The following is a 2604-nucleotide window of genomic DNA, read 5'->3' on the forward strand; positions in this document are numbered from 1 at the left end:
GCCGTGGCAAACGTGCCGTAATTCTCAAACGCGCACGCCATTTCGCACTGCAGACAACCGGTGCACTTGTCTGCGTTGATGTGCAACACCTTTTGCATATGGGTTTCTCCTGTGGATAAAAAACTGAACAGCACCTATGCAATGCCGTTCCTATGAACTTCAAAACATAGCGATTGTTCAACTGGATGGCCAAGCCGTACCTAGGACTAACCCTATATCACCCACCCAAATGCATGAAATTCTCATAATGAGACAGCCGTGCAGCCACAGATAATCGGGCTCGCCGGCAACCCTGAAGCACCCACCTTTTTGTGAACCCAATCGTTCCCCAACCCAGCCCTGTTGCGCCATTGGCCGCTGCCGAAGACCGGCGGAGTGACGCCATCGCCCGGGCGCGACAGCAGGTGCTGCAAGAGCGCAGCTCGCTGGTCTGCGGCCTCACGGCACCGTGGGTGGACCGGTCGTGGCAACGCTGTCTGCAGTTGGGTATGGAGCCGACCCAACCGGTCCAGTTTGATGTGATCAGCCCGTCGCAGCGTGCCCTGACGCAAGAGGCCAATCAACGGCTGCGTCAATGTGCCCAAGGCATCATGCAAGGGCTGGGCAAAGCCATCGCCAACACCGGGTACTTTGCCATCCTGACCAATGCCCAGGGCATCGTGCTCGACACCAGCGGCCCGGTTGACAGTCACGACCAACGCGCCAGCCTGATCACCCGCATCGGCACGGATTTGTCTGAAGCGCGTGTCGGAACCACCGCTATTGGCACCGCGCTGGCCGAACTGCAACCCGTTTGGCTGCATCGGGGAGAGCACTTCTTTTTGGGCAACAGCCATTACACCTGCGCGGGTGTGCCTTTGTTTGATCCCGACGGGCAGTGCATGGGCATGCTGGACCTGACGGGAATCGATGTGCCCGAGCGCACCGAGCTCAAACACCTGGTGGTGCAGTCGGGCGCGCAGATCGAAAACGCGCTGGTGCTCGCCACTTCCCATCGGCTGATGCTGCGCCTCAACTGGCCCGGCCATGGCCTGGGCAGCACGGCCGATGCCCTGTTGGTGCTTGACGCCGACGGTCGGGTCAACGGTGCCAATTCGGTGGCGCGCCAGATTGTTCCGGGTCTCACGGCCCAGGTGCACGCCAGCGAACTCTTTGGTCTGCCGTTTCAGGTCCTTTTTGATGCGGCACGGCGCAGCGACAACACGCTGGACGTGCCGTTGCGCAATGGCTTGCGCTTGCGCGCCCTGGCCACCTTGACCAACAGCGGCCGAGCCGCCAATGTCATGGCGTTGCCCAGCAGCGGCGCAGTGGCGATCCACCAGATGGAGGCATCGATGATCCGCCAGGCGATGGAACAAGCCGGCGGCAATGTCGCCCTGGCAGCACAGGCGTTAGGCATCAGCCGCGCCACCTTGTACCGCAAGCTCGGGCACAAGGATTAGGCCAAACCCACCACCAAGGCGGCCGCAGCCATATGGGCCACCGCCGTCTGACCAACTGTAAGCGCCAAGGGATGCGCAGCAAATCCCACCCAATGGCCGCCACCCGGCAGCGCCAGCACCACTTCGTCACGGCCCTGCCCTGGCGTAACACGCGCCACCTCACCGCGAAGAAAGCTGGCGTCGCGCCCGCTCGGTGCCAGGGGCAACGCATCCGGGGCGTTGGGGGCTACCTCCATCCTGACCGCCGTGGCTTTGCATAACACCAGCACCGACAGGCCGGCTTGAAGCCCGAGCAGGTCGGCACTCTCGTGCGTCAAACTGGCGGTCATCAGTGCACCACCGGCGGTTTGCAGCTCGATCCACACCAATGGATCGGTTGGACTGAGCGCCTCACAGCGCTGCACGGTACACCGCAGCTGGTTACGCATGCTGGTGCGCAACCCCAGTCCCGAGGCCAGTTCCAGCCCATTGGTAAACCCGGCCAGTACCTGACGACGTGCGACAGCCAGCGCATCGGCGAGCGCCAACAGTTCGAGCCCCTGCGCGGTGATGCGTGCGCCGCCTCCCCCGCTCCCACCCACCGTTCGGTCCACCAGCGGCACGCCGCTCAGATTGGTCAGCGTGTCAATCGCCTGCCAGGCTGCCTTGTAGCTGATGCCGGCCTCGCGCGCGGCCTGGCTGATGCTGCCGGATTGACTGACCAGGCGAAGCACCTGCAGGCGCTTGTCGCTGATCGCGTGGCCGAGGGCTTCATTGAGAGAGCTGGCTGGATCTGTCATGGGCGGATTGTTTCACACCGCGTGCGCCTACCCCTACGGGAGGCCACCAAAGTGGCTAACCCGTGGTGGCAAGGTTCAAGGTGGCGTATGCCCAAACAGCGCTGGCTGGCTTGCCAAGGAATCCGTCAGGTAAAATGCATACAGTCACTGGGGAGTAGCCGCCCGTCATCCAATGGGGCTTGCGTCAACATACTTGGCCGATCGGCCATGGCGCAAGCAGTTCCCGAACCTGGCAAGACCTTTGACCACCGCACTTGCCATGTCCGGACAATTGCGTTGGTCATTTTTCTTGATCCGGCCTGGGAATTTTTCATGGAAGCCTTCTTGATCTCCACCGGCATCGTCGCCTTGGCCGAAATCGGCGACAAGACGCAGTTGCTTGC

Annotated in this window: 3 protein-coding genes, 1 pseudogene and 1 riboswitch; of the genes and pseudogenes, 2 read left to right on the forward strand and 2 right to left on the reverse strand. The window is 62.1% G+C overall.

Going from position 1 to position 2604, the window contains the following annotated elements; translation table 11 throughout:
* On the reverse strand, positions 1 to 98 hold a 98-nt coding region (locus KBF66_RS19500; RefSeq protein ID WP_296661423.1), incomplete at its 3' end, for a 4Fe-4S binding protein.
* Between the two features lie 213 nt (positions 99 to 311).
* On the opposite strand from KBF66_RS19500, the gene KBF66_RS19505 reads away from it, so the two are divergent.
* Entirely contained in the window at positions 312 to 1442 is a 1131-nt protein-coding gene (locus KBF66_RS19505) for a helix-turn-helix domain-containing protein (protein ID WP_296661419.1), read from the forward strand.
* Here KBF66_RS19505 and KBF66_RS19510 read toward each other — a convergent pair.
* Entirely contained in the window at positions 1439 to 2221 is a 783-nt protein-coding gene (locus KBF66_RS19510; RefSeq protein ID WP_296661421.1) for a TOBE domain-containing protein, read from the reverse strand. The two genes, KBF66_RS19505 and KBF66_RS19510, sit on opposite strands and share 4 nt — an antisense overlap.
* A 137-nt stretch (positions 2222 to 2358) precedes the next feature.
* A riboswitch (yybP-ykoY riboswitch) is annotated at positions 2359 to 2529 on the forward strand.
* 4 nt (positions 2530 to 2533) lie between these two features.
* Between KBF66_RS19510 and KBF66_RS19515 the strand changes: the two are divergent.
* Positions 2534 to 2604: pseudogene (locus KBF66_RS19515) on the forward strand (TMEM165/GDT1 family protein); the annotation flags it as partial.

The sequence above is a fragment of the Rhodoferax sp. genome (genome assembly GCF_018063565.1).
Lineage (GTDB): Bacteria > Pseudomonadota > Gammaproteobacteria > Burkholderiales > Burkholderiaceae_C > Rhodoferax.